Consider the following 23,278-nt stretch of genomic DNA (forward strand, 5'->3'; position numbering starts at 1 on the left):
CGTCACGCATCCGACGTTGTCCCGGGCTGGATATCGGGGCTCACAGGGTGAAGTCGTAGCGGCCCGCCCGGCGCACCGACTCCCCGATCGAACGGGTGTGCACGTCGTCGTTGATCTCGAGTGCTCGGAGGGCGCGCCCCACCTCCCGTGCCGAACTCTTGCAGAAGTTGATGGCGACGGTGCGCTCCGCGGCCGACGCGGTGGCACCGTCGCGGGTGAACACCGCCGAGGCGCGGGAGATGACGGCGGTCTGGGCGTAAATGCCCGACGCGACGGTGGTGAGCCGCTTCTGCAGCAACTGCTTCTCCTGCACCCGCTTGCCGTACTTGCGCAGTGCGGTCTCGGCCGCGCCGCGCAGTCGTGCAGTCTGGTCCGCGACAGCGGCGCTCTGCCGCACGAGGGCGGGATGCGCTCCGACGAGGCGCTCGGGCCGCATCGCCCGGTTCACCCGTCCGGCGAGATACGGCGCCAGGACACCGATCGACTTCGCCGGGTCGCTGATGCTGAGGCTCTTCACGTCGGGCAGGTCCTCGGAGAGCCCTTTGAGACCGTTCAGCGCCACGAACGCCCGCATCACGTCGTTCGAGCCCTCGAAGATCGGGAAGATGCGGAAGTCGCGGAGTGCCTTGGAGAGCGGATGATCGGACATGTACGCCTCCCCGCCGTGCACCTGGAACGACCGGTTGAGTCCGTACCAGCCCACGTCGCTCGCGACGATTTTCGTCATCGCCGACTCGAGCGAGAAGTCGCTGTCGCCGCGGTCGACGAGACCGGTGGTGAGGTAGGACATCGACTCGAGTCCGTAGATCTGGGTCTGCAGCCACGCCATCTTGTCCTCGACCAGCTCGAAGTCGATGAGCGCCCGTCCGAACTGGTGCCGCTTCGTCGCATGCTCGAGGCCCAGCTCGAGGAACCGCTTCATGCCGCCCGCGATCGAAGTGCCCATCGACATCCGCCCGTTGTTGAGCGTGTTCATGGCGATGCGGAAGCCGTCCCCCGGTTCGCCGAGGAGGTTCTCCGCGGGCACCCGCACGTTGCGGAAGTGCACTCGCTGCAGGCTGTTGGCGCGGAGACCGAGGGTGTCGAACCGCGGGCCGGTGGAGAGCCCGTCGGCGCCCTTCTCGACCACGAGGGCCACGTGCCCGAGGTCGCTGCGGGCGAAGACCGTGAGCACGTCCTTGTCGCCGTTGCCGATCCAGCGCTTCTCGCCATTGAGCAGCCAGCTGCCGTCGCTCTGGCGCTCGGCCCAGGTCTCCAGGTTGTAGGCATCGGATCCCACGTTCGGCTCGGTGAGCACGAACGCGGCGAGCTTGCGCCCGGAGGCGAGATCGGGCAGCCAGCGCGCCTTCTGCTCGTCGGTGCCGTAGAGGTAGATCGGCTTGGTGCCGATGGATTGGTGCACGCCCATCACCACGGCGAGCCCGCCGTCCGCGCGGCCGAACTCCTCCATGACCCGGCAGTACCCGCTCTGGCTGAGGCCCTGGCCGCCGTACTTCGTATCGACGAACAGGCCGAGGAGTCCGCGTTCGCCGAGATCGCGGATGGTGTCGTCCCCGACCCAGCGTTCGGCCTCGGCACGTGCCGGGTCGTACTCGTTCTCGAGGTAGTCGCGTGCCGTGCAGGCGAGCGCCTCCACTCTGCGCTTCTCCTCACCCTCGAAGAGCCGGAACGGCATGACGAGGTCGGATGAGACGGATCCGAGGAAAAGATTCTTGGTGAAGGAGGGCTGCTGCGCCCGATCGACTCGTGCCATGCTCAACATTGTTCGAGGACTGCGGTTCCGTCCCCAATGCGTTGTAGGAATCCTCCGATCCGCCCGTCGGGGGCACCGAATCCGCCTGTCGGTTTCGGCGCGCGGGGGTTTGCGGACGCAGGGGGCGGCCGGTCCCGTCGACGGGTGCGTCCGTCGTCCCGGCAGTGAGCGCTTGATCCCACACTCGGTCCCGGCAGTGAGCGCTAAATCCCACACTCGGCGCCCCGGTGGGGGATCAATCGCTCAGGCGGCGGGCGATTAAGCTCGGGATGGTGACAAGGATCATCGCCGGCTTCGCCGGTTCTCTGCCGCTCCGGGTGCCGCGCTCCGGTACACGGCCCACGAGCGACCGCGTGCGCGAAGCGATCTTCTCGGCGCTCGAGGCGCGGGATGCCCTGGTCGGCGCGGAGGTCCTCGACCTGTACGCGGGGTCCGGCGCGCTCGGCCTGGAGGCCGCGAGCCGCGGCGCGGCATCCGTCACGCTCGTCGACCGCTCTCCACACGCAGCGACCGCATGCCGGTCGAACGCCGCCGTGGTGACTCGGGCGGCCCCCGCCGCCCGTCGACCGCGGGTGACCGTGACCTCCGCACCGGTGCAGGCGTTCCTCGGCGGCGCGGTGGGCGGCTTCGACGTCGTGTTCCTCGACCCGCCCTACGACCTCGGCGAGATGGAACTCCTGCACAACCTCGAGGCGCTCGGCCGGCTGATGTCTCCGGGCGGCATCGTGCTGGTGGAGCGCGGAGTCCGCTCGCCGGAACCGTCGTGGCCCGACACCCTCACCCTCGATCGTCGCAAGGACTACGGCGACACCTCGCTCTGGTGGGCTTCCGCCGCATCACCCCCCGACGCCTCGTCCTCCTGACCCGCGCCGCCCGCCTGACCCGCGCCCGCCTGACACCAGTCACGTCGACGGCGAGGGATGGGCGTCAGCCGGTGGAGCCGTTCCAGTCGCGGTAGGGGTCCCACCCGCCCGGCGAGTCGTACGGTGCGCCATCGACGGTGACCGCGCTTCCGGCACCCGCGGGCCCGCCCGCGGCCGCGGGGACGACGACGCCGATGCGGCGGAACCCGTCGGGCAGCGCCCCCGAAGCCGGGAACGTCGCGAGCAGAGCGTGGTCCTCGCCGCCGGCGTAGACCAGTCCTCGCGCAAAGTCGGCGAGTGACGGGTGGGCGGCGGCCACGGCGCGCACGTCATCGTCCAGAGCCGCCGACGAGAGGTCGATGCCCACTGCGCTCGCCTCGGCGATGCGGGACGCATCGAGCAGGAGACCGTCGGAGACGTCGAGCATGGCGGTCGCACCCGCATCCGCCGCCTCGGGTCCGCGGTGAATGGGCGGCGTCGGCGCCAGCTGCGCGTCGAGCACGGCCGGGTAGCGGCGTCGGAGCGCGCGGCCGAGGTCGGCACTCGGCTCGGGCGGCGTGCTTCCGTCTCCCGACGTCACGGCCTCGGTGAACAGCAGGCGGATTCCCGCGCCGGCCATCCCGAGCGCCCCGGCCACCGCGACGACGTCGCCCGTCCGCGCGCCGGATCGGAGCACGGGCGCGCGGCCCTGCAGGTCGCCGAACGCGGTGACGACGATGGTGAGGGTGTCGGACACGGACAGATCACCGCCCACCACTCCGCATCCGTCGGCGAGGGCGGTCACACCGTCGCGCAGGCCGTCGGCGAACTGCTCGAGCCACTCGACGGACGTGCTGCGCGGCACGGCGAGCGCCACCACGAGCGATGTGGGCACCGCCCCCATCGCGGCGACGTCGGCCAGGTTCGACGCGGCCGCCTTCACGCCGAGGTCGTGTGCCGTCGACCACGCGAGGCGGAAGTCCGGCCCGTGGATCATCATGTCGGTGGTCACCACGAAGCGTCCGTCGGGGGCCGCGAGAACGGCGGCGTCGTCGCCCGGGCCCACCAGCGTGGTGGTCGCGGCGGGCAGTCGCGGGAAGATGCGCGCGAGGGCGGCACGCTCGCCCACCGTGCCGAGCGTGTTCTTCGAGGTCACGCGTCCACGGTAGCCTGAAAGGGATGAAGCCTCCCCGCCGTTCCGCTCGAACGCGGGCCGGAAAGTCCCGTCTCCTGCCGCTGTTCGGTGCACTGTGCGGCGTCACGCTGCTGTCGGCGTGCACCTCCGCGGTGCCGATGGAGGCCGCCGAGGACGCCACCGATCCGGACTGCGCCGCGGTGATCGTGCGTCTGCCCGTTGAGGTGGCCGACCTCGCCATCCGGGAGACCGACGCGCAGGCGACCGCAGCGTGGGGCGACCCCGCGAAGGCTCTGCTGCGGTGCGGCGTGACGCCGCCGGGGCCCACCACCGACCGCTGCTTCGGCATCGACGGCATCGACTGGGTGCAGGACGCCTCCCGCACCCCGCTCAACACGTACACCACCTACGGCCGTGTGCCGGCGGTCGAGGTGTTCGTCGACGAGACGCCGGGCAGCGGGGTGTCCGCCTCCTCGGTGCTGATCGGGTTGACGGATGCGGTGGGCACGATCGACCCCACCGGCGGCTGCACCGACCCCGAGATCGTCGCGCCGTCGGAGACTCCCGCACCCTAGGGGTTGCGGCGTCGGCGCTGCTTGTCCGTCTCGTCCCTTCGACGGGCTCAGGGACCGTGGGCGGCGTCCCTTCGACAGGCAAAGGGACCGTGGGGACGCGTCGGTGGATACGGTCGCTGAGCGTGTCGAAGCGACGTTCCCGCGCCTCCCGTCCCTTCGACAGGCTCAGGGACCGCCCTTCGACAGGCTCAGGGACCATGGAGAACAGACCCGTGGATCGCTCGACGCGTGCCAACGCTCGGAACCGAGCGGAGGGCGGCGCCGGAGGGCTCGGGGGTCGGTGGGCATCTATGGGCGGAGCCCTGCGGCGCCGCCCGCCGCGGACACGGCTACGAGACGAGACCATCGCCCGAGGCGAGGGAAGCGTCCCTTCGACAGGCTCAGGGACCGCCCTTCGACAGGCTCAGGGACCGCCCTTCGACAGGCTCAGGGACCGCCCTTCGACAGGCTCAAGGACCGGGGTCAGGCGGCGGGGACCGGGACGCGGCGGGGCTTCGCCCGCTTCAGCGCCACATCGATGAGCTCGTCGAGCAAAGCCGGGTAGCTGAGGCCCGACGCTTCCCAGCACTTGGGGAACATCGAGATCGGCGTGAACCCCGGCATCGTGTTCACCTCGTTGATCACGAAGCCGTCGGCAGTGAGGAAGAAATCCACGCGGGCGAGACCCTGCGCGTCGATGGCTTCGAACGCGCGCACCGAGAGCTCCTGCATCTCGGCGAGCTCGGCCGCAGAGATATCCGCGGGACAGACGAGGTCGATGCCGGGCGCATCCAGGTACTTCGCGTCGAAGTCGTAGAACTCGCGCCCCGACACCACGATCTCGCCGGCGACGGATGCGCGTGGCGCCTCCCCGGGCCGTCCGCCCAGCACGGCGCACTCCACCTCGCGGCCGACCATCGCGCCCTCGATGAGCACCTTGTCGTCTTCGGCGAACGCGATGCGCATGGCGTCATCCAGCTCGTCCGGGCGCGAGACCTTGCTCACGCCCACGCTCGATCCGGCACGGGCGGGCTTCACGAACACCGGCGAGCCGAGGGCCGCCGCGCGGGTGCGCACCGCCTCCGGGTCGTCCTGCCACTCGCGGTCGAGCACGGTGGTCCACGGCGCGACCGAGATACCCGCGGCGGCCAGTACCGTCTTGGTGAAGTGCTTGTCCATGCCGAGGGCGGAAGCCAGCACACCCGACCCCACGTAGGGCAGGCCCAGCAGCTCGAGCTTCCCCTGCACCGTGCCGTCCTCGCCGAAGGGGCCGTGCAGGATGGGGAAGACCACGTCGATGTCGCCGAGCGAGCGGCGGGTGCCGTCAGCATCCGTCACCGCGAGCTCGCGCGTCGCCGTGCTGTCGGGCCACACGATGCGGGTGCCGTTGTCGACGACGTTGGGCAGGTCGATGGCGTCGAGAGCGAAGCGCTGCGGGTCGTCCTCCTGCAGGGTGAATGCGCCGTCGCGGGTGATGCCGATCGGGATCACCGAGTAGCGCTCACGGTCGATGGCGCCCAGCACCCCTCCCGCGGTGGCGCAGCTGATCGAGTGCTCGCTCGACGGTCCGCCGAACAGCAGCGCAACGGTGATCTTTTCTGACATGTCTCATTCCCCCTGGGGCGTGTCGGAGTCGGTCGTGAGGTGCGGGGCGAGGTCTCGCGGTGCGAGGGTGCCGTCCAGCACCTGGCGCACCTGCTCGGCGATGGGCATGGACACCCCTCGCGCGGCGGCGAGCTCGAGGATGGGCGCGACGGAGGCGAGCCCCTCGGCGGTCTGCTGCATGGTGTTCACGACGTCGGAGAAGCTGTAACCCTGACCGAGCAGGCGTCCGGCCGTGTTGTTGCGGGAGAGCGACGACTCGCAGGTGGCGATGAGGTCGCCGAGGCCGGCGAGGCCGGCGAGCGTCTCGGGACGGGCGCCGTAGGCGACGGCGAACTCGGTCATCTCCGCCAGCCCGCGCGTGATGATCGACGCCTTCGTGTTCTCGCCGTAGCCCACGCCGTCGACGATGCCGATGGCCACGGCGACGAGGTTCTTCAGCACACCACCGAATTCGGTGCCGATCACGTCGGTGTTCACGAACGACCGGAAGTACGGGTTCGACGCGACGACCGCCACCGCGTGGGCCGTGACCATGCTGCTCGACGACACCACCGCGGCGGTCGGCTGCTGCTTCGCGATCTCGAGGGCGAGGTTCGGGCCGGATGCCACCGCGATGCGCGCGGGATCGATGGACAGCGTCTGCTCGATGACCTGGCTCATCCGCAGCAGGGTGCCGCGTTCCACGCCCTTCATGAGGCTGACGACGATGGCGTCGTCGGGGATGTGGGATGCCGCGTCCTCGAGGTTGGCGCGGAGCACCTGACTCGGCACCGACACGTACACCTGGGTGGCGTCGCGGAGCACCTCGTCGAGGAACGGGCTGGACCGCAGGTTGCGGGGCAGGTTGATGCCCGGGAGGTAGTCGCTGTTGCGCTTGCTGATGGTGATCTCGTGCGCGAGTTCCGGTCGACGGGCCCACAGCGTGACCGGGCGTCCACCGTCGGCGAGCACCTTCGCGAAGGTCGTGCCCCAGCTGCCCGCGCCAAGCACAACGATCTTCTCGGGTCGCCCGCTCGGGAGGTTACTCAAACCGTCCGGTCTCTTTCTGGTTGTTGGCCTTCGGATTCCACCGCTCCGACGGGGCCTTCTCGCCCCGCAAGTCCTCGAGGAGCGCGGTGATGGCATCCATGACGACGGTTGTCGCCGCGTTGAGAGTAGCGGAATCGAGCGGCCGATCGCGGTAGGCGGACAGGTCCACCGCCTCGCCGAACTTCACGTCGATGGTCTTCGGCGGCAGCAGGTGCAGCTTCTTCGAGTAGCGCCCCATCAACTGCTGCGTCCCCCAGTGCGCGACGGGCACGAGGGGGATGTTCTGCTCCAGCGCGATGCGCACCGCACCGGTCTTGCCCCGCATCGGCCACAGGTCGGGATCACGGGTGAGCGATCCCTCGGGGTAGACGATGAGCAGGCGCCCCTCCTCGACCAGCCGGCGCGCGGCCGTGAGCGGCTCGCTCCCCCGCACCGTGCCCGCGCGCTCCACCGGGATCTGGCCGGATGCGCGGAGGAGTCCGCCCAGCACGGGAACCGTGAAAAGATCGGCCTTCGCGAGGAACCGCGGCGCGCGACCGAGCCGCCACACCACGTGCCCCATCACGACGGGGTCGATCTCGCTGTAGTGGTTGGGCGCGAGTACGAACGCACCCTCCCGCGGCATCCGGTGCGCGTCGTGCACGCGGTAGCGCGTGGCCGTGCCGAAAATCGGTTCTGCGATCGCGGCGAGGAACCAGAAAATCGAGGGCTTGCGCTTCTCGTCGGTCCAGCGCGGGCGCCGCACCTTATCCTTCGCGCGATCCTTCGTCGGGCGCCGACGTCGTGAGCCCTGTGGTGTGACTTCGGCCACGTGCCGCTTAGCTCTCGAGAACGAAGTCGGCCCCGAGCTGTTCCAGCTTCTGGATGAAGTTCTCGTAGCCGCGGCTGATGATGCCCACGTTGCTCACGGTCGACGTACCCTCGGCGGAGAGCGCGGCGATGAGGTGACTGAAGCCGCCTCGGAGGTCGGGAACCACGATGTCGGCGCCGTGCAGCTTCGACGGCCCGGAGATCACGGCGGAGTGGTTGAAGTTGCGCTGGCCGAAGCGGCACGGCTGACCGCCCAGGCACTCCTTGTGGATCTGGATGGTCGCGCCCATCTCCACGAGCGCGTCCACGAACCCGAATCGCTGCTCGTACACGGTCTCGTGCACGATCGATACGCCCTTGGCGCGGGTGAGGGCGACCACGAGGGGCTGCTGCCAGTCGGTCATGAAGCCGGGGTGCACGTCCGTCTCGATGACCACGGGCTTCAGCTCGCCACCGGGGTGGTAGAAGCGGATGCCGTCGTCCTCGATGTCGAACGCGCCGCCGACCTTGCGGAACACGTTGAGGAAGGTGGTCATCTCCTGCTGACGCGCGCCACCGACGAACACGTCGCCGTTGGTCGCGAGCGCGGCGGAGGCCCAGCTGGCCGCCTCGTTCCGGTCGAAGAGCGCACGGTGCGTGTAGCCCTCGAGGCGCTCGACGCCCTCGATGCGGATGACCCGGTCGGTGTCGACCGAGATGATCGCGCCCATCTTCTGCAGGATGTTGATGAGATCCATGATCTCCGGCTCGATGGCCGCACCCTTGAGTTCGGTGATGCCCTCGGCCCGCACCGCGGTGAGGAGCACCTGCTCGGTGGCGCCGACGCTCGGGTACGGCAGCTCGACCTTGGTGCCCTTGAGGCCGTTGGGTGCCGACATCCGGATGCCGCTCGGCTGCTTCTCGACGACCGCGCCGAAGTTGCGCAGCACCTCGAGGTGGTAGTCGATGGGGCGGTCGCCGATGCGGCAGCCGCCGAGGTCGGGGATGAACGCTTCGCCGAGGCGGTGCAGCAGCGGGCCGCAGAAGAGGATCGGAATGCGGCTGGAACCGGCGTGGGCGTCGATCTCGGCGAAGTGCGCGCTCTCGACCGCGCTGGGGTCGAGGACGAGCTCGCCCTCCTCCGTGCCGTTGGTGATCTTCACTCCGTGGATCTCGAGCAGGCTGGAGACCACGCGCACGTCGCTGATGTCGGGCACGTCGCGCAGGATGCTGGGGCTCTCGCCGAGGAGGGCGGCGACCATCGCCTTGGTGACGAGGTTCTTCGCACCCTTGAGCTCGATCCGGCCGATCAAAGGCTGACCGCCATGGATGGTGATCTTGTCACCGAGGAGTCCCACGCTGGCACCCGCCCTGTTCGCGTCCTGCAGTAGAGAAGTAGTCACGCTATTTCACCGGCAATGTCTTGGGCCGCCAGTTTTCCCGGCGGGATTCGAATTCTGTGATGCGCTCTTCGTCGCGCAGGGTGAGGCCGATGTCATCCAGGCCCTCGATCAGTCGCCACCGAGTGTAATCGTCGATGGAGAAAGGCACGGACAGCGCGCCGATCGTGGCGACGCGCTCCACGAGGTCGATGGTGATCTCGGTTCCGGGATGGGCCTCGAGCTCGTCCCAGAGGCGTACTGCGTCCTCTTCGGAGATCTGACCGGCGAGCAGGCCCTGCTTGCCGGAGTTGCCGCGGAAGATGTCGCCGAAGCGGGGGCTGAGCACGGCCCGGAAGCCGAAGTCGCGCAGCGCCCACACCGCGTGCTCGCGGGACGAGCCGGTACCGAAGTCGGCGCCGGCGACGAGCACGGACGCGCCCGAGTACGCAGGTCGGTTGAGCACGAAGTCGGGATCCTGCCGCCACGAGTAGAACAGTGCGTCCTCGAAGCCGGTCTTGGTGACGCGCTTCAGGAACACGGCGGGGATGATCTGGTCGGTGTCGACGTCGGAGCGACGGAGCGGTGCGCCGACGCCCGAGAAGCGGGTGAACTTTTCCATCAGACGTTCGCTCCCTGGCGTGCGTTCCGCAGCGTCCCGTTCTGCTCTGCGGCATCCTGCTGCGCCGCGGCCTCGTCGATCGCGTTCGGGTCGACGAAGGTGTCGGCATCCGCGTTGACGAGATCCCAGGGGCTAGAGAGGGTGCCGCGGATGGCGGTGGCCGCCGCGACGAGCGGGGAGACGAGGTGGGTGCGCCCGCCCTTGCCCTGCCGACCCTCGAAGTTGCGGTTGCTGGTGGAGGCGCACCGCTCCCCCGGGGCGAGCTGGTCGGGGTTCATGCCGAGGCACATCGAGCATCCGGCGAATCGCCACTCCCCGCCGAAGTCGGTGACGATCTTGTCGAGGCCCTCGGCCTCGGCCTCGATGCGCACGCGGGCCGAGCCCGGAACGACCATGACGCGCACGCCGTCGGCCTTCTTCTGGCCAGCGATGATCGAGGTGAAGGCGCGGAGGTCTTCGATGCGGCTGTTGGTGCAGGAGCCCATGAACACCGCGTCGACCGCGATGTCCTTCATCGGGGTGCCTGCGGCGATGTCCATGTACTCGAGCGCGCGCTCGGCCGCGGCACGGCTGTTGGGGTCGGTAATCTCGGCCGGGTTCGGCACCGACTCGCTGAGCGAAACGCCCTGCCCGGGGTTCGTGCCCCAGGTGACGAACGGCTCGAGCTCGTCAGCGTCGAGGAACACCTCGGCGTCGAAGACGGCGTCGTCGTCGGTGGCGAGCGTGTCCCAGTAGGCGACGGCGGCATCCCAGTCCTCGCCCTGAGGAGCGTGCGGGCGGCCGTGGAGGTAGTCGTAGGTGATCGCGTCGGGCGCGACCATGCCCGCGCGGGCGCCGGCCTCGATCGACATGTTGCAGATGGTCATCCGGCCCTCCATGGAGAGCGAGCGGATAGCGCTGCCGCGGTATTCGAGCACGTAGCCCTGACCGCCGCCGGTGCCGATCTTGGCGATCACGGCGAGGATGATGTCCTTCGCACTCACGCCGGGGCGCAGTTCGCCCTCGACCGTGATGGCCATGGTCTTGAACGGCGTGAGCGGCAGGGTCTGCGTGGCGAGCACATGCTCGACCTCGCTGGTGCCGATCCCGAACGCCATCGCCCCGAACGCGCCGTGGGTGGAGGTGTGCGAGTCGCCGCAGACCACCGTGATGCCCGGCATCGTGAGGCCGAGCTGCGGGCCGACCACGTGCACGATGCCCTGCTCGATGTCGCCGAGGGAGTGGAGGCGGACGCCGAACTCCTTCGCATTGCGGCGCAGGGTCTCGATCTGGGTGCGGCTGGTCAGGTCGGCGATGGGCCGGTCGATGGCCAGTGTGGGGGTGTTGTGGTCCTCGGTCGCGATGGTGAGATCGGGGCGGCGCACCGGGCGGCCTGCCATGCGGAGACCATCGAACGCCTGCGGGCTGGTGACCTCGTGCACGAGATGGAGGTCGATGTAGAGGAGGTCCGGGGCACCGTCTTCACCCTTGGCGACCAGGTGGTCGTCCCACACTTTCTCGGCAAGCGTCTTACCCATCATCACCCTCAACTGTTGGAACCAATCCCACGATTCTACCGTCGGTCGAGAAATGCCAACCGCGACGCCCTGCGCACTATTCCGTCGGCCGTCGCGTTGCCGGTGCTCGCGCCGCCCTTTTCGTCAATCGCGGCAGCAGGAGGGGCGGCGATTGACGAAAGGGACAGCGGCAGCGATCGACAGGGCGGCGGACGACTGAAACGGGCGCGGTCCGGCGGCACCTCCACGTCACGCAGCCACACGCTCCGGAGCACGCGGGGTGACGCAGCCATACGATCCCTGAGCTCGTCGAAGGGAGGCACGCGCGGGAATGTCTATTCGACAGGCTCAGGGACCTCGGGGGGGATCGTCCATACGGTCCCTGAGCACGTCGAAGGGACGCAGGACACGGGAAACGCCCCTTCGACAGGCTCAGGGACCGGGAGGGAACCGTGCATGAGGTCCCTGAGCTCGCGGGGTGACGTAGCCACACGGTGCCTGAGCTCGTCGAAGGGACGCAGGAAACGGGATACGCCCCTTCGACAGGCTCAGGGACCGAGGGTGGACCGTGAGGGCGGCGGTCAGCCGGCGCGGCGGACGTCGATGGTGACACCGCTGCCGAGGTCGACCACGGTGCCCGCCACCACCGCCATGGGCTCGCCCGGACGGAGCCGCTGGGCGGACTGCCCGGGCAGGATCACCAGCGTGCCGTTGCGCGAGTGCAGATCGGTGATGACCACATGGTGGCCCTGGAGGGCGAACCGCACGTGATTGCGGGAGATGTGCCGGTCGCCCGGTACCGACACGAGTTCCGGTGCGAGTCCGCCGGATGCGGCGGTGGGAGATCTGCCCACGATGACCGGTCGATCGAGGTCGTGGCTGCTTCCCGTGGACAACCGCAACTGGTACCCCGAGGGCCGAGAGCGGTGCTGACTGCTCTCCGCACCCTCTTGCCCGCCTCGAGCGGGCTCCGCGGGCTCCTCGCCGTCCTCACTGCCGCCGCCGACACCGCCGCCGTCGGGAACTGACACAGGTGCCGACACGACGGTTCGCTCGTCCGCGGGGGGCTCCTCGACAGGAACGCCCTCGAGCGATCCGGACCCCGGCTGCGCACCGGAACCGCCACGCGCGGGCGCGGCATCCACGCTCCGCGGTGCCTCGGCACCGAGCGCGTCGCCGAGAACAGCATCCTCGACGGACGACTCCTCGAGCGGCACCGTCGAGGTGGCGTGCGAACAACCACCGCCGCTCGACCACACCGCGCGGGTCCACGCGGCCCCCGAGGCAAGGGGAAGCGGGATCAGTGCGTCCGCATCCTGCACGTCCGCATCCTGCACGTCGGCGGAGGGGTCGTCATCCACCAGCACCTCGAAGCCGACCGCGTTCGAGTAACTGCGTTCGAGCCACGTCGACACGTCCATGCCCGAGAGCGCCTGCGCCGCGCCCGTCGCGGGCGCGATACGCACGGTGACACCGCCGCGCACGATGACGCGCACGCTGTAGTGCTCCGCGGCCGGGTCGCTCCACTCGAGCAGCGCGAAGGGCGGCGTGTTCGAGAGCCCGTGGCCCGTCAACTCATCGAGAACCTCCTGGAACCCGGCCAGGGAGGAGATCCCCGCCCACAGCCGCTCGACGCTCGGAGCGTTCCCGGCCGTTCCCACGAGGAGCAGCCGTGCACCATCTGCCAGGGCGACCCACGCATCGACCGAGGCCGGGCGATAGTGCAGGGTCACGGCGTCGTTCCCTACGAGCGCGGAGCTGTGTCTTCGAGGCTCACGCCACGTCGCCGCCGTGCGTCCACGTCGGACGCACCGCTGTGCGCATCGCCCGCCCCGACGCCGCTCGCCCCGCCGGCCATGGGTGCGAAATGCGACTCGACGACCACGACGGTGATGTTGTCGCGGCCCCCCGCGGTGACGGCCGCGTCGACGAGGGCCTGCGCGATGTCGGACACCGGGTCGGTCGACGTCCCATGCTCCGTCAGAACGGCGGCGATGTCGTCGTCGTTCAGTTCCTTGGTGAGCCCGTCGGAGCAGGCGAGGAAGAACTGGTGGCCGCGCACGGGGAGCAGCCAGACATCCGTCTGCACCCGCGGATGCGATCCCACGGCCCGGGTGATGATGTTGCGCTCCGGATGCACGGCGGCCTGCGCCTCGGTGATCAATCCGCGGTTCACCATCTCCTGCACGGCGGAGTGGTCGACCGTCAGTTGAGCGAGGGTGGCCCCGTTCCAGCCGTAGACGCGCGAATCGCCCACGTTGAACGCCATCCACGCCGTCTCGCCGACGCCGCTCCCGGTCCCGGGTTCACCGCCGTCGAGTGTGCCGGCGCTGTCGCGCTCGACCAGCGCGACGCCGGTGAGGGTGGTGCCCGCGACCGATCCGGCGGGCTGGGTCTCGTCGATCAGCCCCATGATGTTGGTGTTGGCGGCGCCGATGGCCGACACGATGTCGTCCACGCGGGCCACGCTGTCCTCCGCGAACAGCGCGTCGAACGTGGCGACGAGCGTCTGACTGGCGAGGTCGCCGAACGAGTGCCCGCCCATGCCATCGGCGACGAGGTAGATCGGCGCCTTGGCGAGGAAGCTGTCCTCGTTCACCTTGCGCACGAGCCCACGGTCGGATGCCGCACAGGCATTCACGGTGAGCGTGCCGGTGGGCAGCGCGATCACGCGAGACGCGTCTACCGTCATGTGTTCCTCCCCGCGGATCGGCTCAACACCGTACCGCGCTCAGGGAGTCCGCGTCGCCGCGCTGCACATCACCGGTCGACCGGCTCGCTCGTGACCTCGCCCTTGGCCTCGTCGGTGACGACCTTGCGACCGTCGATCCGCATCTTGATGAGACTCGCGACCGTGGCCACCACCATGGTGCCGATGATGACGTAGAGAGAGGTCCAGGTGTCGATCTCCGGCGCCCATTCGATGTGCTGGCCGCCGTTGATGAAGGGCAGCTCGTTCTCGTGCATCGCGTGGAACACGAGCTTCACACCGATGAAGAAGAGGATGAACGCGATGCCGTACTTGAGGTAGTGCAGGCGGTCGAGCAGGCCACCGAGCAGGAAGTAGAGCTGGCGGAGACCCATCAGGGCGAAGATGTTCGCCGTGAACACGATGAACGGGCTCTGCGTGATGCCGAAGATCGCCGGGATCGAGTCGAGCGCGAAGATCAGGTCGGTGGTGCCGATGGCGATGAACACGATGATCATCGGGGTGAAGAGCTTCTTGCCGTCGACGACGGTGCGCACTTTGGACCCGTCGTACTCGTTCGAGATGGCGATGTGCCGGCGCAGGAAGACGATGATCTTACTCTCGGCCTCCTCGTCGTCTCCCTCCTTCGCGAGTGCCTGGTGGATCGCCGTGTAAAGCAGGAACGCGCCGAAGATGTAGAAGATCCAGCTGAAGTTCGCGATGAGCTGCGCGCCGAGGAGGATGAAGACACCGCGGAAGATGAGGGCGATGACGATGCCCACCATCAGCACCTCCTGCTGGTACTTACGGGGTACCGAGAAGCGCGCCATGATGATCACGAACACGAACAGATTGTCGATGCTGAGGCTGTACTCGGTGAGCCAACCGGCGAGGAATTGCCCGGCGTGTTCGGCGTCACCGAGGATGAGCATGAGGAGCGCGAAGATCAGCGCCAGTCCCACGTAGAAGCCGACCCACAGGCTCGACTCCCGCACCGAAGGAACGTGCGGACGGCGGTACACGATGAGCAGGTCGGCGGCGAGGATCAGCACCAGCACGATGAGCGAGCCGATTTCGAACCATACGGGCAGGGCAAGTTCCACGGAAGAATCCTCTGAGAAGGGGAACGGATGTGAGGTGACGCTGACGCCCGCGGACACGCTGACGCTCGAAAGTCTCTCCCACACCCCAAGGGGTGCCACCGCTCCGGGGTTGCACCATAGGAACCCGTACTGACGAACACGGCGTGGTGGGATACTCCCCTTCGCTTCGCCCATGGTACTCCGAGATGCGCCGACCGGCGCCGGTGCACCTGATGTCGTCGGCGCGCGCGTACTCGCGGAAGAAACGGCCGCCTCCTCCCCCATAACCCTTGGGAGGGGCGTCTCAGGGCGAGCCGTCGGTGCGACCACGGGTTCTTCCGAACGGGGGCGAGGAATTGGGGCGCGTCCTGATCGACCGCGCGGGCGTCCCGGGCACTACGTTGGGAAGGACGGGGGCGACGAAAGGCGCGTCATGATCCCCTAGCGGCCCGACCGATCGAACAGCGCTCGTTCGATCCGAGCCCCAGCATCCCTGCCTTCGTTTCTGCAGCCACCCCTTCCCCCGATTGCTGCGCTCGACCCGCTGGCGTCGTCGCTCCGAATGGACAGACGCACACCGCCACCCACTACCGTTCTCTCAATCCCGGAGCAGTCCGGGATCCGCCCGTGGAACCACCCGAGGAGTCCCACATGACCAATCCCACGCCGCGCAAGCGCGGACCACGCACCACCGGTGATGCACGCGAGTCGATCGTGATCGCCGCCCGAGCCCTGTTCATGGAGTACGGAGTGGAGCGGGTGAGCGCCCGCCGCATCGCCAGCACCGCCGATGTCGACCCGAGTCTCGTGCGCTACTACTTCAACTCCACCGAGGCGTTGCTCGAGGAGGCGCTGAAGATTCCGGAGGATCTGAGCGCTGCCTTCAACGGTATCGGGGACGTGCCGATCGAGGAGCGCGGCGCCGCGTTCCTCAGCGCGTGCCTCGACCTGTGGGAGCACCCCATGGGCATCACGATCATGCACTGGCTCACCTTCGCGTCGGAACGCGACAGCGTGGCGTACCGGCACTTGATCGGCATGATGACCGAGGGCATCCGCCTGGCACTGCCCGACTCCGTCTCCGCCGACGAACTGGCGATGCGCACGGGACTCATCAACTCCGTCACGGTCGGCCTTGGCATCGCCCGCTACGTGTGGAAGTTCGAGCCGCTGGCCAGCCTGTCGCGCGAGCAGATCCTCGCATCGCACGGTCCCGCCGTGCAGCGCTACCTGGCGGAGCCGCTGCCGTTCTAGGGGCGTTACCGCACCTGCCGACCGGGAAACGCGTCGTCGCTTTCTCCCCCGGAGTACTGTCAGGCCCGTGGCCAACTTCGCCTCCGTTCAGCGACTGGTGATCACGATCGCGGTGCTGGCGTCGTTCGTCACGTTCCTCGACGGCACAGTCGTGAACGTCGCGCTCCCCGCGATCAGCGAAGAACTAGGTGGCGGCATCACGACCCAGCAGTGGGTGATCGACGCCTACCTGATCACCCTCAGCGCGCTCATCCTGCTCGCCGGTTCCGTCGCCGACGCCTACGGCCGCGTCCTGGTGATGCGGATCGGGCTCATCGCGTTCGCCATCTCCTCGGTCGCGGTCGCGGTGTCGATCGACCCGCCCATGCTGATCATCTCCCGCGCCGCGCAGGGAGCGGCGGGAGCACTGCTGGTGCCGAGCTCGCTGGCATTGATCACCGCGACGATGCGCAGCGACGTGCAGTCCAGAGCCATTGGCATATGGACGGCGTTCACGACCGCCGCCATGCTCGTTGGTCCGCTGCTGGGGGGAGTGTTCGTCGACTTCCTCTCCTGGCGATTCGTCTTCCTCATCAACGTCATCCCCATCGGTATCACCCTCATCCTCCTCAGCCGCCTCCACCTACCCGAACAGCAACGGCGCGTCGCTATCGACTGGTGGAGTGGCATCCTCTGCGCTCTGGGGCTCGGCGCCGTGGTATTCGCCCTCATCGAGCAGCCCAACCTCGGCTGGCAATCGCCAGCGATCGTGATCCCCGCGGTCGCCGGCGTCGTGCTGTTCACCCTCTTCCTGCTCCGGCAGCGGCAGGCCGTCTCACCGCTCATGCCGCTGTGGCTATTCCGCGTGCGCGACTTCGGCTGGGGCAACCTCGCCACGCTCTTCGTCTACGCCGCTCTCTCGCTCAACGGATTCGTCATCGGCGTCTACCTGCAGCAAGGCGCGGGTCTCAGCGCCACCGCCGCCGGGCTCGCGAGCCTGCCCATCACCATCCTCATGATCCTGCTCAGCTCGCGCGCCGGAGCCTGGGCCGGACGGTGGGGCCCGCGCATCTTCATGACAGTCGGGCCGCTCGTGATGGCGGGAGGCTCCTTGATGCTCCTCTCCGTCGCTGCTGACTTCGACTACTGGTGGCAAGTGCTCCCGGCGATGATCGTTCTGGGTCTCGGTCTTTCCGTCACCGTGGCACCGCTGACCGCCGCCATCCTCGGGGCCATCGACGAAGACCACTCGGGCATCGCCTCCGCCGTGAACAACGCAGTAGCCCGCATTGCCGGGCTCCTTGTCGTCGCCATGCTGTCCACGATCGTCGGTGGCACACTCGACCTCGATGGTTTCCACAATGCCGCTCGGGTCACCGCCGCATCGTTGTTCGTTGGTGGCGTCGTGTCGTGGATCGGCATCCGGCGGAATCCGATCGAGGCGGCGCCCGCCGACGAGGCCTCGATCGCTCCTCACCAGAATTGAGCGGACCGGGACCTGGTCGACCGCAGAGCATCCTGAAGTAAGGCCGCGACCCGTTTCAGCGACGAGGCGCAGGACGACTCGAGACGCAGGAACGGAAGAAGGCCCCCGGCGCTATGCCGGGGGCCTTCTCGGTGTTGTGACCCCAACGGGATTTGAACCCGTGTTACCGCCGTGAGAGGGCGACGTCCTAGGCCGCTAAACGATGGGGCCGTTTGCAACTCAACGAGTATGCCACACCCATGACGGCCGAACGAAATTGAGCCAGCAGATGCCCCAACGCGAAGCGGTTGGCGGCGTCACGCGGGTGGGCCGCGTCAGGCGAAGACGCGAAGGGCGGACGGCACCACTCTGATATCGAGCGGAAGCGGGCCGATGCGCTCACCGTCGGCGTAGGCGACGACGTCGGGGCCGGAGATGCGAACGGATATCGCACGGGTCACGGTCACCTGCGGCAGGGCCGTGTGGGTGCCGGCGAACACCCTCGGGAAGACGCGAAGGAAGGCGAGGCGACCGAGCGGGGCGACCACGAGCACGTCGAGTAGTTCGTCGTCGACCATGGCATCCGGTGTCACGCGCATGCCGCCGCCGATGGATGCGCCGTTCCCGACGGACACGAGCATGGCGCGGGTATCGGTGCGCACGCCGTCGAGGGTCAGGGAGTAGCGAAGCGGACAGAATGTGGTGATCTCGCGGAGCAGCGCCAGCACGTACCGGGAAGCGCCGCGCGGCCGACGCATCCGGTTGGCGCGTTCGTTGACCACCGCGTCGAAACCGGCGGAGAGCACGCAGGCGAACCACGTGGATCCGGCGGACGAGTGCACGAGCCCGGCATCGATGGCGCGCGATGGGCGGCGGAGAGCGCCGACGAGATGTCGGATCGCCGCCGGAGGGTCACCCACCGGCACGCCCAACGAGCGGGCCATGTCGTTGCCGGTTCCCGTGGGCACGATCCCGAAGGGGATGCCCGTACGCGCGACGAGGTTGGCCGCCAGGCTCACCATGCCGTCGCCGCCCACCACGACCAAGGCGTGCGGGTGATTGCCGGGCGCCACGCCACCGTCCGTGCCAATGCTCACGATTCCGATCGCCCTACCCGCATCCCCGACACCCAGCTCCGCCGCGACGGCCACTCGCAGCCGCTCGGCGCTCGATTCCCGCACCAGCGTCACGCGCCATCCCGCCGCCGTGAGCGCGGCGGCCACCTCGTCGCCCACGCCCCGATGCCGGCCGAACGCCGCCTCGGGGTTCACCGCCACCACGATCACGGGCGGGGCGGGCTGCATGCCCCGATTATGGCCCGCCGACGAGCCGCCCTTGCACGGCACCCCGCGGGGGTATTGAGTCGGAACATGCGCCTCACGAAGTTCGAACACTCCTGTCTGCTGCTCGAGAGCGGCGGCAAGAAGCTGTTCGTCGACCCCGGATCCTTCACCACCCCGCTCACGGAGACGGCCAACACGGTCGCGGTGGTGATCACGCACGAGCATCCCGACCACTGGACGCCGGAGCAGCTCACGCGCATCCTCGATATGAACCCCGACATCCCGATCTTCGCACCGGCGGGCGTGGCAGCGGCAGCGGAGGACTTCGCCATCACGGTGGTCGCCCCCGGCGACACCATCGACGCCGACCCGTTCACCCTGCGGTTCTTCGGCGGTCAGCACGCGGTCATCCACCCCAGCATCCCGACCATCGACAACGTCGGCGTGCTCGTGAACGACTCCCTGTACTACGCCGGTGACGCGTTCACGGTGCCGGAGGGCGTGGCTGTCGACGTGCTCGCGGTTCCCGCGGGCGCCCCGTGGCTGAAGATCGGCGAGGTCATGGATTACGTGGACGCGGTGAAGCCGCGCCGCAGCTTCCCGGTGCACGAAATGGTGCTCTCGGTCGCCGGCAAGGGAATGTCGAACGGACGCATCCAGGCCGTGACCGAGATGAACGGCGGCGAGTTCTTCGCGCTGGAGCCGCTGGACTCGCTCGACATCTGAGCGAGTCGCGGTAGGCGATATCCTCAGAACATTTGGATGCCATCGACACCCTCGCCGTCATCAGCGAGCTCTTCACCTGGATCGGCCTGCTCGGTGGCCCCGTGCTGCTCGCGATCGGGTTCCTCATTCGCGCGACGTCGGGTACCTGGGAGAAAACCACCGGGGTGATCGGCACCGGCGGTGGCGGCAACGTGCTGCGCTGGTTCGACACCGACGGTGACGTGCACCAGACGGATGCGACGAGTCACGAGTGCGAGGGCCTCGAGCCCGGCAGCGACGTGACCGTGTACTTCCGTCGACGTCGGCCGCAGGTGAGCCGCACCGATTCACCCGATCACGACGGGCGCGCGATCCTCGCGACCGGCTGGGTGCTGCTGGGTCTCGGCATCCTGGCGGCGATCGTCGGCCTCGCGCTGCTGTTCGCCTGAGCCGCTCCCCACTCATGTCCTCCGCTCCGGTCGCCGTCACCGCGCTCCCGCACGTGTACGAGGTGGAGATCACGCACCTGCTGGCGTCGTCGCTGCATCGGTACGAGGGTCGTCCCGCCGACGGACCACGGCCGGCTCCGACCGGGCAGAAGGAGGGGCGGGCATCCATCGATGTGCGTGCCGGGCTCGGGATCGTGGGCGACCGGTACTTCGGGCATCGCGCTCACCGCAACGCCGCCGTCACCGTCATGGCGATCGAGTCGGTGGAGCACGTCGAGCGCGAGCTCACACTGGAGGTGGCGCTGGACCCGCTCGCGACGCGGCGCAACATCCTGCTGCGAGGTGCCGACGTGGATCGTCTGCGCGGGGTGGACTTCTCCCTCGACTCGGGGGCCGGAGCGGTGATGTTCCGCGGACACCGACCGGCCAATCCGTGCGCGTGGATGAACGGGGTGCTCGCCGAGGGCGCCCACCGCGCGCTGCGCGGCCGCGGCGGGATCCGGTGCGAGCCGCTCAGCGACGGCACCCTCGCGCTCGGGCCGGCCGTGTTGCGGTCGGCGGCACCGCTCGACGCGGGTGACGTGCGCCTCTTCTGACGCGCGGCGCAATACGGTCCCTGAGCCTGTCGAAGGGGCCTTTCGGTAGCGCCCCTTCGACCGAACCACACGGTCCCTGAGCCTGTCGAAGGGGCTCCCGGCTGCGTCCCTTCGACCGAACCACACGGTCCCTGAGCCTGTCGAAGGGGCATTCAGGCAGCGTCCCTTCGACAGGCTCAGGGACCGTACATTGCGTCACTCCGACAGGCCCACCGCGGCAGCGTCCCTTCGACGGGCTCAGGCACCGGGGCGTCACAGCCAGGGGACAGGGAGGCGGACGACCCAGGAGCCTGCGGGAGCACCGCCGGGCGGGACGACGAAGACGCCGTCGGCGTCGGCGAGGCCCCGCAGCATCGCGGAACCCTGATGGGGCATCGGCTCGGCTTCGCCGTTCCGCTCCCGGTAGGCGAGCACGAGGGTGACCGGACGGTCGTTCGGCACGGTGACGGCGAGGCGGACGCGGCCGAGCGGATGCACTCCGCGGCCGAGCAGCCCATCCAGAAGCGGCGCGCCGAGACTGAGCAGCGTCATCATGGCGGCGAGCGGATTGCCGGGCAGACCGAGCAGCAACCGCCCGTCGGGCAGTTCGGCGAGCATCGCCGGGTGCCCGGGCCGCATCGCCACACCGTCGAGCAGCAGCGTGGCCCCGAGGCTCGCGAGCGCGGCACGGAGGTGATCGGTGGCACCACCCGCACTGCCGCCGGTGGTGATCACGATGTCGGCGGTCGACGTCCCGCCGATGGCACGGATGGTCTCGTCGAGATCGTCGGGCACGCGCTGCACCGACGAGACCGCAGCACCGAGGGAGCGCAGCAGGTCGGGCAGCTGGGGACCGTAGGCGTCGCGGACCAATCCCGGCGCGGGGACCCCGCTCGACACGACCTCGGAGCCGAGGAAGACGAAGGCGACCTCGGGCCGCATGCGCACCGCCACGGTGTCGTGGCCCGCGATCGCGGCGAGGGCGATGCGCGGCGGTGTGAGCACCGCACCACCGGCGACGAGCACCTCCCCCGTCATCGCTTCCTCACCGGCGAAGCGCACATGCTCACCGGGCCGTGGTTCATCGGCGCGGGCAGTGACCGTGCGGGTCAGCGAACCGTCGGCGACAGTGCCGTGCTCGGAGCGCAGCACTCCCACCGCGACGTTTCCCGCAGAGTCCTCAGCTGCGGCGGCGTTCCCGGCGACAGCACTTCCGACAGCGGTGTCGGCGGCGGGGATGGGGCCACCGGTCGTGATCGGCCGCGCCTCACCGGCCTCGAGCGGCGCGGATGCGCCGAGCGGTCCCGCGGTGATCGAAGCGCCCAGCCGCCACGGCGGATCTCCCGCGACGACCCAACCATCCATGGCCGATGTCGATGCGCCGGGGAGAAGGAGCAGTGCGCGCACGTCCTCGGCGAGGGTGCGGCCGCCCGCAGCGTCGAGCGGTACGTCCTCGGACTCCGTGCGCCGGTCATCACCCGCTCGGCGGGTGATGTCACGCGCCGCGTCCCAGGGGATCGCCGTACGGCTCACGACCCCGAGGGCTCTTCCGGATCGGCGTGGGCGAGCGCCAGCCGGGTAGCAATCTCCGTGGCTCGCTCCACGTCCTCGACCGAGCCGCCGCGGAGCGCCGCGGCATACCCCACCAGGAACGTGGTCACCGGAGCGGCGGGCCTGGCGACACTGTGCGCGGCATCGCGGGCGAGGTCGAGCACCAGCGGCACGTCGGTGGCGAAGTCCTGCGGAAGGTCGAGGGCACGCGCGAGTTCCGCGGCCCACGCGTCGAGGAGGGGTGGTTCCGAGGTCATGAGTTCTCTCCCTGCGATCCGTCGGTGTCGTGCTGAGGTGTGGAATCGAGGCGGATGCCGAGCTCAGCGGCGTCGTCCGGGGTGTCGACGTCGCGGCACAGCTCGCTCGGAACCGCCACGTCGCGGAGCGACATCTCCGCGAGCAGTTCCCGCAGTGACCGCCCCGGGAGTCGCCCGTCCCGTCTCAGTCGCGCGACGGCTCGCTCCAGCGAGCGGGTGCGGTAAGCGGCCAGCAACGGCTGGCGTCGACCGTCGTCGTCCACGGCGATGACTCCGTCCGTGCCGGGTGGTGAAACGGACGTCGACCGGGCGACCGCGCGATCCGCCGCCGACCGGGCAGCGAGGACGAGGGTCAGCGCCTCGGGTGCCCGCACCAGATCCGCTGCCAGCACCACGGTCCACTCCGGCGGGAACTCCTCCCCCAGCACCAGAAGTCCGGTGTCGATCGCCGGTACGGGTCCGCCGAAGCGCGGGTCCTCCCAGATGGTGGCGGCCACATTCGGGCGACCGGTCACGCCGTTCACATCACCGACCAACGCCACGGACTCCGCACCTTCGACCGCGTCGAGAGCGAGGTCGAGGAGGCTTCGGCCCCGGTACCGGAGCGCGGTTTTGTTGATGCCGCCGAGTCTCGATGCGCGCCCGCCGGAGATCACGATCGCGTTCCAGCGCGAGCGGGTCTTCGCCATGTCGAGGGCCTCCGAGGGTCGAGCGGGCCGGGTCGCACGGCCGCGGTTCCGAGCACACGGTCGCGCGTCGGACGGTATCGTCGAGGGTACGCGGGA

Annotated in this window: 22 protein-coding genes and 1 tRNA gene; 7 read left to right on the plus strand and 16 right to left on the minus strand. The window is 69.2% G+C overall.

Going from position 1 to position 23,278, the window contains the following annotated elements; genetic code table 11:
- Positions 1 to 40 precede the first annotated feature (40 nt).
- Positions 41 to 1,753, minus strand: a complete 1,713-nt coding sequence (locus EY822_RS02375) for an acyl-CoA dehydrogenase family protein (RefSeq protein ID WP_227496959.1) — start codon at positions 1,751 to 1,753, stop codon at positions 41 to 43.
- A 272-nt stretch (positions 1,754 to 2,025) separates the two neighbouring features.
- On the opposite strand from EY822_RS02375, the gene rsmD reads away from it, so the two are divergent.
- Positions 2,026 to 2,616 carry a 16S rRNA (guanine(966)-N(2))-methyltransferase RsmD gene (gene rsmD, locus EY822_RS02380; RefSeq protein WP_150306809.1) on the plus strand — a complete coding sequence of 197 codons (591 nt, stop codon included), beginning with the start codon at positions 2,026 to 2,028 and terminating at the stop codon, positions 2,614 to 2,616.
- A gap of 64 nt (positions 2,617 to 2,680) precedes the next feature.
- On the opposite strand, the gene EY822_RS02385 is transcribed toward rsmD, so the two are convergent.
- Positions 2,681 to 3,751, minus strand: coding sequence for a thiamine-phosphate kinase (locus EY822_RS02385; protein ID WP_150306810.1), 1,071 nt, complete (start codon positions 3,749 to 3,751; stop codon positions 2,681 to 2,683).
- Between the two features lie 23 nt (positions 3,752 to 3,774).
- Here EY822_RS02385 and EY822_RS02390 point away from each other — a divergent pair, with 23 nt between their 5' ends.
- On the plus strand, positions 3,775 to 4,305 hold the full coding sequence (locus tag EY822_RS02390) for a DUF3515 family protein (RefSeq protein WP_150306811.1): 531 nt from the start codon (positions 3,775 to 3,777) through the stop codon (positions 4,303 to 4,305).
- Between the two features lie 462 nt (positions 4,306 to 4,767).
- Here the strand turns inward: EY822_RS02390 and EY822_RS02395 are convergent, their stop codons facing one another.
- From EY822_RS02395 to EY822_RS02435, 9 genes are all read right to left on the minus strand, one after another.
- Positions 4,768 to 5,889 (minus strand): D-alanine--D-alanine ligase family protein, encoded by a 1,122-nt coding sequence (locus tag EY822_RS02395; RefSeq protein WP_150306812.1) that lies wholly within the window; start codon positions 5,887 to 5,889, stop codon positions 4,768 to 4,770.
- A gap of 3 nt (positions 5,890 to 5,892) precedes the next feature.
- Complete coding sequence (locus tag EY822_RS02400; protein WP_227496960.1) at positions 5,893 to 6,918, minus strand: NAD(P)H-dependent glycerol-3-phosphate dehydrogenase; 1,026 nt, start codon at positions 6,916 to 6,918, stop codon at positions 5,893 to 5,895.
- Positions 6,911 to 7,663, minus strand: coding sequence for a lysophospholipid acyltransferase family protein (locus EY822_RS02405; RefSeq protein ID WP_150306814.1), 753 nt, complete (start codon positions 7,661 to 7,663; stop codon positions 6,911 to 6,913). Before EY822_RS02405 ends, EY822_RS02400 begins: the two co-directional genes overlap by 8 nt.
- Positions 7,664 to 7,736: 73 nt before the next feature.
- On the minus strand, positions 7,737 to 9,065 hold the full coding sequence (gene murA, locus EY822_RS02410; protein ID WP_150308722.1) for a UDP-N-acetylglucosamine 1-carboxyvinyltransferase: 1,329 nt from the start codon (positions 9,063 to 9,065) through the stop codon (positions 7,737 to 7,739).
- 46 nt (positions 9,066 to 9,111) lie between these two features.
- On the minus strand, positions 9,112 to 9,708 hold the full coding sequence (gene leuD / locus EY822_RS02415; protein ID WP_150306815.1) for a 3-isopropylmalate dehydratase small subunit: 597 nt from the start codon (positions 9,706 to 9,708) through the stop codon (positions 9,112 to 9,114).
- Positions 9,708 to 11,225 (minus strand): 3-isopropylmalate dehydratase large subunit, encoded by a 1,518-nt coding sequence (leuC, locus tag EY822_RS02420; RefSeq protein WP_150306816.1) that lies wholly within the window; start codon positions 11,223 to 11,225, stop codon positions 9,708 to 9,710. The genes leuD and leuC overlap by 1 nt, the downstream gene beginning before the upstream one ends.
- A 560-nt stretch (positions 11,226 to 11,785) precedes the next feature.
- On the minus strand, positions 11,786 to 12,937 hold the full coding sequence (locus EY822_RS02425; RefSeq protein WP_150306817.1) for an FHA domain-containing protein: 1,152 nt from the start codon (positions 12,935 to 12,937) through the stop codon (positions 11,786 to 11,788).
- Between the two features lie 11 nt (positions 12,938 to 12,948).
- A complete protein-coding gene (locus EY822_RS02430; RefSeq protein WP_150306818.1) occupies positions 12,949 to 13,896 on the minus strand; it encodes a PP2C family protein-serine/threonine phosphatase in 948 nt (315 codons plus the stop codon).
- A 68-nt stretch (positions 13,897 to 13,964) separates the two neighbouring features.
- A complete protein-coding gene (locus EY822_RS02435; RefSeq protein WP_150306819.1) occupies positions 13,965 to 14,996 on the minus strand; it encodes a TerC family protein in 1,032 nt (343 codons plus the stop codon).
- 630 nt (positions 14,997 to 15,626) lie between these two features.
- Between EY822_RS02435 and EY822_RS02440 the strand changes: the two genes are divergently transcribed.
- Positions 15,627 to 16,229 (plus strand): TetR/AcrR family transcriptional regulator, encoded by a 603-nt coding sequence (locus EY822_RS02440; RefSeq protein ID WP_150306820.1) that lies wholly within the window; start codon positions 15,627 to 15,629, stop codon positions 16,227 to 16,229.
- Positions 16,230 to 16,296: 67 nt separating this feature from the next.
- Positions 16,297 to 17,694, plus strand: a complete 1,398-nt coding sequence (locus EY822_RS02445; protein ID WP_150306821.1) for an MFS transporter — start codon at positions 16,297 to 16,299, stop codon at positions 17,692 to 17,694.
- Positions 17,695 to 17,831: 137 nt separating this feature from the next.
- Here the strand turns inward: EY822_RS02445 and EY822_RS02450 are convergent.
- Positions 17,832 to 17,904, minus strand: a tRNA-Glu gene (locus EY822_RS02450).
- Between the two features lie 104 nt (positions 17,905 to 18,008).
- Positions 18,009 to 18,977: a diacylglycerol/lipid kinase family protein gene (locus EY822_RS02455; RefSeq protein WP_150306822.1), complete on the minus strand. Its 969-nt coding sequence runs from the start codon at positions 18,975 to 18,977 to the stop codon at positions 18,009 to 18,011.
- 66 nt (positions 18,978 to 19,043) lie between these two features.
- Here EY822_RS02455 and EY822_RS02460 point away from each other — a divergent pair, with 66 nt between their 5' ends.
- Genes EY822_RS02460 through EY822_RS02470 form a run of 3 tightly spaced genes read left to right on the plus strand, consistent with a single transcriptional unit; the run spans position 19,044 to position 20,706 of the window.
- A complete protein-coding gene (locus EY822_RS02460; RefSeq protein WP_150306823.1) occupies positions 19,044 to 19,682 on the plus strand; it encodes an MBL fold metallo-hydrolase in 639 nt (212 codons plus the stop codon).
- Between the two features lie 32 nt (positions 19,683 to 19,714).
- Positions 19,715 to 20,110 (plus strand): DUF3592 domain-containing protein, encoded by a 396-nt coding sequence (locus EY822_RS02465; RefSeq protein ID WP_150306824.1) that lies wholly within the window; start codon positions 19,715 to 19,717, stop codon positions 20,108 to 20,110.
- A 14-nt stretch (positions 20,111 to 20,124) separates the two neighbouring features.
- On the plus strand, positions 20,125 to 20,706 hold the full coding sequence (locus EY822_RS02470) for an MOSC domain-containing protein (RefSeq protein ID WP_150306825.1): 582 nt from the start codon (positions 20,125 to 20,127) through the stop codon (positions 20,704 to 20,706).
- A gap of 252 nt (positions 20,707 to 20,958) precedes the next feature.
- On the opposite strand, the gene EY822_RS02475 is transcribed toward EY822_RS02470, so the two are convergent.
- Genes EY822_RS02475 through mobA form a run of 3 tightly spaced genes read right to left on the minus strand, consistent with a single transcriptional unit; the run spans position 20,959 to position 23,182 of the window.
- Positions 20,959 to 22,218: a molybdopterin molybdotransferase MoeA gene (locus EY822_RS02475; RefSeq protein WP_150306826.1), complete on the minus strand. Its 1,260-nt coding sequence runs from the start codon at positions 22,216 to 22,218 to the stop codon at positions 20,959 to 20,961.
- Complete coding sequence (locus EY822_RS02480; protein ID WP_150306827.1) at positions 22,215 to 22,493, minus strand: DUF6457 domain-containing protein; 279 nt, start codon at positions 22,491 to 22,493, stop codon at positions 22,215 to 22,217. Before EY822_RS02480 ends, EY822_RS02475 begins: the two co-directional genes overlap by 4 nt.
- A complete protein-coding gene (mobA, locus tag EY822_RS02485) occupies positions 22,490 to 23,182 on the minus strand; it encodes a molybdenum cofactor guanylyltransferase (RefSeq protein WP_150306828.1) in 693 nt (230 codons plus the stop codon). Before mobA ends, EY822_RS02480 begins: the two co-directional genes overlap by 4 nt.
- Positions 23,183 to 23,278: the final 96 nt, after the last annotated feature.

The sequence above is a fragment of the Planctomonas psychrotolerans genome, assembly GCF_008642235.1.
Taxonomy (GTDB): Bacteria; Actinomycetota; Actinomycetes; order Actinomycetales; family Microbacteriaceae; genus Planctomonas; species Planctomonas psychrotolerans.

What these genes read in the sequence shown, in the direction of transcription:
- EY822_RS02375 (WP_227496959.1), bottom strand. Translation starts at nt 1,753, where the DNA reads ATGGCACGAGTCGATCGGGCGCAGCAGCCCTCCTTCACCAAGAATCTT.
- EY822_RS02460 (WP_150306823.1), top strand. Translation starts at nt 19,044, where the DNA reads ATGCGCCTCACGAAGTTCGAACACTCCTGTCTGCTGCTCGAGAGCGGC.
- EY822_RS02455 (WP_150306822.1), bottom strand. Translation starts at nt 18,977, where the DNA reads ATGCAGCCCGCCCCGCCCGTGATCGTGGTGGCGGTGAACCCCGAGGCG.
- EY822_RS02430 (WP_150306818.1), bottom strand. Translation starts at nt 13,896, where the DNA reads ATGACGGTAGACGCGTCTCGCGTGATCGCGCTGCCCACCGGCACGCTC.
- EY822_RS02480 (WP_150306827.1), bottom strand. Translation starts at nt 22,493, where the DNA reads ATGACCTCGGAACCACCCCTCCTCGACGCGTGGGCCGCGGAACTCGCG.
- leuC (WP_150306816.1), bottom strand. Translation starts at nt 11,225, where the DNA reads ATGGGTAAGACGCTTGCCGAGAAAGTGTGGGACGACCACCTGGTCGCC.
- mobA (WP_150306828.1), bottom strand. Translation starts at nt 23,182, where the DNA reads ATGGCGAAGACCCGCTCGCGCTGGAACGCGATCGTGATCTCCGGCGGG.
- EY822_RS02470 (WP_150306825.1), top strand. Translation starts at nt 20,125, where the DNA reads ATGTCCTCCGCTCCGGTCGCCGTCACCGCGCTCCCGCACGTGTACGAG.
- leuD (WP_150306815.1), bottom strand. Translation starts at nt 9,708, where the DNA reads ATGGAAAAGTTCACCCGCTTCTCGGGCGTCGGCGCACCGCTCCGTCGC.
- EY822_RS02390 (WP_150306811.1), top strand. Translation starts at nt 3,775, where the DNA reads ATGAAGCCTCCCCGCCGTTCCGCTCGAACGCGGGCCGGAAAGTCCCGT.
- EY822_RS02440 (WP_150306820.1), top strand. Translation starts at nt 15,627, where the DNA reads ATGACCAATCCCACGCCGCGCAAGCGCGGACCACGCACCACCGGTGAT.
- EY822_RS02395 (WP_150306812.1), bottom strand. Translation starts at nt 5,889, where the DNA reads ATGTCAGAAAAGATCACCGTTGCGCTGCTGTTCGGCGGACCGTCGAGC.